Origin of the sequence: Vibrio ordalii ATCC 33509, from assembly GCA_000257205.1 — a bacterium.
GTDB classification, from domain to species: domain Bacteria; phylum Pseudomonadota; class Gammaproteobacteria; order Enterobacterales; family Vibrionaceae; genus Vibrio; species Vibrio ordalii.
The window spans coordinates 1-3,532 of record AEZC01000031.1; the positions used below are offsets into that span (position 1 = coordinate 1).

The window sequence follows — 3,532 nt, forward strand, 5'->3', positions numbered from 1 at the left end:
TAATGCTCAATTATTTAAAAATAAATGCTTTACTTTGATTGAGTACCATGCGATTATTCGTTCGCTCTGTTGAACAGGGTTATTAATGTAACAAGTAAGCCAAAGTTCCCTTTCAGATTCAATTCAAAGTGTCCTCTAGTTTCATGGTCTCATTTAAATAATTCGTCTCAAAGCAACACCTGTATTTTAAAATTTTTTATTTTTATAAGGGACATAATATGTCTAACACTACTACTGGCACTGTAAAATGGTTCAACGAAACTAAAGGTTTTGGTTTCATTTCTCAAAGCAACGGCGGTCCAGATGTATTCGTACACTTCCGCGCTATCGCTTCTGAAGGTTTCAAAACTTTAGCAGAAGGCCAAAAAGTATCTTTTGTTGTAGAACAAGGTGCTAAAGGTCCTCAAGCTGCTAACGTACGTGCTGAATAATTTCGCATGAATGTGTGAGCGTTGGCACCACGCCAGCGCTCTTATTTTTACCTAGATTATAAATTTTTTACCTAGATTATAAATTATAGTTATCAACGTTATCGCTCAAACTTCTGCTCCGTTCCCTCTGCTTATCCCGTTCGAACATTCAGCCATTTTTGCATAAACCGTTTTGAAAATCCTATTTCTATCTATGTAATATTTTCATTTTTACAAAGGAGATCTACTATGTCTCGTACAACTGGTAGAAAGCGTTTTTGGTTTGCTAAATCTAAAGCAACACAAAAATTACGCTCACTATGAATATTCATTTTAATATTAAACATTGCTCTTGGAATGCGACTATTCATCAACTTAATAGTGACATATTGACACGTCATATATTAAGTCAGATAAATTGCAATTTAGACACTCTTCATCTCAATTTTATTTATGATGAAGAATCTTCTCAAGGAAAAATATTGAATGCTGATGACAAGCTCATTGGCCATTTTAATATCATCGATTAATACCCAAACACTTTAATAGCCGCCGTTAAAGTTATTTGGGCATTATTCACTTATCTCAGTTTTGCTAGCACTATTTTCTGATCTAATTCGTTGTGATAGTCTTTATAATCTAAACCTACTTCAAAGATGAATTCTGTCACTAAAGTGCGAACACAATCTACCAGCTCTTTCGCATTCCACGGTTTCTCAAAATACCGATTTACACCTGCAGTGTTAATCGCATTGATCGTATCTGTGTGTGTTGCTTGCCCTGTTAACAAAATTTTCTTTGTTTTCTTAAATCTGGAATCTGCTGCGACCTCGGTTAATAATTCGACTCCCGTCTTTCCTGGCATCACATGATCTGACATCAGCAGCGCAATATGCTCACCTTGTTCGTCAAACTCATCCATTAGATCCAATACTTCATAAGCCGATTCACAATCTTCAATATTCAACCAAGAAGTGAGTGGTTGAAGATCTTGCAATATCGCACTTAATACTTCCCTTTGATCATCGACACAAATGATATTAAGCTTCTCCATAATCGCTCTCCGTGGGTAATTTAATTCTAAATATTGTTCTTTTATTGTCACTTTTGAGTACGACATTTCCACCATACCCAGAAACAATGCGTTTCACTATTGATAACCCTAGCCCCAAACCAAACGACAAGCCTCCTTTTTTGGTGGTGAAGCTTGGTTGGAATATTTTCCGTCTAGTGGCTTCGTCAATTTCAGGACCATTATTCGCAATGGTTACCAATATACGTTGTTTACTTAATTTAGTTTGTATCTCTATCATTGGCTCTGCTATGTTGGCCATCGCATCACAGGCATTTTTGATGATGTTTACCCAAATTTGTACCAGCTCTGTCTGAGATCCTTTAAATAAGGGTAATGCAGTTGGCCTAATACGGACACTGACACGTCGTAAATCACTCTGTAATAGTGCCAAAGCTCGATTGATCGTATCGTTGATATCGAACTCTTCATCTTGAGTAATTTCAGTTCGGCCCAGTTGTTTTACTGATTTAACAATGCCAACAGTATGTTTAGAGGCCAAACGTAAATCATGAAAGTCACGGCCCATTTGCCAATAACGAATCGCTAAATGTGGATTTTTCAGCCAGTGCGAAGATAAGTAGTCTTCTGGAACCGCTTTTGCCAAATCTCTTGCCACATTTTTAGGCAGGGCGTATTGCTTTTCGAAAAGAGCACCTCGCCTTCTGGCTTCGCTTGATGATACTTTCTGGCCATACATCAGACCAAAATCGAAAAAGAGGCTAGCTTCAGGATGAACCTCTTCGAGCAGCTCCATGAACAGTACTTCTAATCGCTCAGATTTGCTACTCACTACCCCGATGGCATTGTTCAATTCATGAGCAATGCCCGCCGCTAACTGGCCCAAGGTCGTCATTTGCTCAGCCGAATATAACCTTTCTAATGCTTTTTCTTTTGCCACAGCTTCTTGGGTTGCGCGTCGTTGACGGCGGGACAATTCATTGACGATAACGGGTGTAAATTGGGCGGTTAATGGCCCATAATGATCTTCTTCTAACACTGCCGTAGTCCGGTCGATCCAAGCAAGCTCTACCGTAGATTCAGCCACCACTGTTGAAGAAGCTATCCATTCACCAGAAAAAAAACTGTGCACTCCGATAAAAGCACCTGCACCGGCTGAAAAAACTTTTATCCGTTTATCACCTTTTTCATTGTAATAGCCACTCAATTCTCCCGACCATACGAAATAGAGTCGATCATTATAGCCTTCTTGCTCAATGACAATACTTCCCGCAGGCAGTTTCACCATCCGTTCCGGATGGCGAAAATAACGATCAATGAGTGCAACAAGTCTTTTATCCGACATCATGCTGCCTAACCAATATGACCAACCGCATGAAGTAACCAAACCATGACAAAACTGAGTAGCACCCCAATCACACCGAGGATGGCACCTACTTTAGCCATTTGGTTACTCTGAACGTGTCCGGTAGCATGCGCTAACGCATTAGGTGGTGTACTGATAGGCAATGACATACCAAGTGATGCAGCAAAGGTAACCACGAGAATCAACGTGATTTCTCCACCGAGTGGAGTAAGCGAAGTCATTGAAGCACCAAGCGCGGCCATAATCGGCATTAATAAGTTCGCGGTGGCGGTATGTGACATAAAATTGGCCATAATGAGACACAAAAATGCCGCACCAAATAAGACCACGTAAGGTGAATACTGCGCAAAAGGAATGCTGTTCACCACTAGTTGCGCTAACCCCGTTTTGTCTAATGCAAGTCCTAGCGCAATACCACCAGACACTAACCACAACACATCCCAAGAAATGTTCTTTAGATCTTCTTTGTTGATGATGCCAGTAAGAGAAAAGACAGCCACGGGTATCAGCGCAACGGTATAAGAATTCATACCATGGGTTGAGCCCATCAACCAAAGAAGAATGGTTAGAGCAAAGGTGACATACACAATAATGGCTTTTGGTGTTTTTAAGAATTTACCTTTAATGGTCAATTCAATTTTTTGTTGCTCTGCTTTAAACATGGCGCTAATCAATACCCACGCGAGTGCCATCATTATGATCACAAACGGCACCCCAAAGAGG

Annotated in this window: 5 protein-coding genes; 2 read left to right on the forward strand and 3 right to left on the reverse strand. The window is 40.2% G+C overall.

Going from position 1 to position 3,532, the window contains the following annotated elements; all coding sequences use genetic code 11:
* Positions 1-218 precede the first annotated feature (218 nt).
* Together cspE and VOR_RS19005 are read left to right on the forward strand one after the other, a co-directional pair.
* Positions 219-431 (forward strand): transcription antiterminator/RNA stability regulator CspE, encoded by a 213-nt coding sequence (gene cspE, locus VOR_RS0102175; protein WP_010317961.1) that lies wholly within the window; start codon positions 219-221, stop codon positions 429-431.
* Between the two features lie 299 nt (positions 432-730).
* Positions 731-940 carry a hypothetical protein gene (locus VOR_RS19005; protein WP_010317962.1) on the forward strand — a complete coding sequence of 70 codons (210 nt, stop codon included), beginning with the start codon at positions 731-733 and terminating at the stop codon, positions 938-940.
* A 50-nt stretch (positions 941-990) separates the two neighbouring features.
* Here VOR_RS19005 and VOR_RS0102185 read toward each other — a convergent pair whose 3' ends face one another.
* The 3 genes from VOR_RS0102185 to VOR_RS0102195 form a co-directional block, all read right to left on the reverse strand.
* Entirely contained in the window at positions 991-1,464 is a 474-nt protein-coding gene (locus VOR_RS0102185; RefSeq protein ID WP_010317964.1) for a response regulator, read from the reverse strand.
* Positions 1,451-2,788 carry an ATP-binding protein gene (locus VOR_RS0102190; protein ID WP_010317967.1) on the reverse strand — a complete coding sequence of 446 codons (1,338 nt, stop codon included), beginning with the start codon at positions 2,786-2,788 and terminating at the stop codon, positions 1,451-1,453. The genes VOR_RS0102185 and VOR_RS0102190 overlap by 14 nt, the downstream gene beginning before the upstream one ends.
* Positions 2,789-2,796: 8 nt before the next feature.
* Positions 2,797-3,532 (reverse strand): SLC13 family permease (locus VOR_RS0102195; protein ID WP_010317969.1); only part of this gene is annotated, 736 nt, incomplete at its 5' end.

Excerpts from the sequence above, each read along its gene's own strand:
- cspE (WP_010317961.1), top strand. The coding sequence starts at position 219 with ATGTCTAACACTACTACTGGCACTGTAAAATGGTTCAACGAAACTAAA.
- VOR_RS19005 (WP_010317962.1), top strand. The coding sequence starts at position 731 with ATGAATATTCATTTTAATATTAAACATTGCTCTTGGAATGCGACTATT.
- VOR_RS0102190 (WP_010317967.1), bottom strand. The coding sequence starts at position 2,788 with ATGTCGGATAAAAGACTTGTTGCACTCATTGATCGTTATTTTCGCCAT.
- VOR_RS0102185 (WP_010317964.1), bottom strand. The coding sequence starts at position 1,464 with ATGGAGAAGCTTAATATCATTTGTGTCGATGATCAAAGGGAAGTATTA.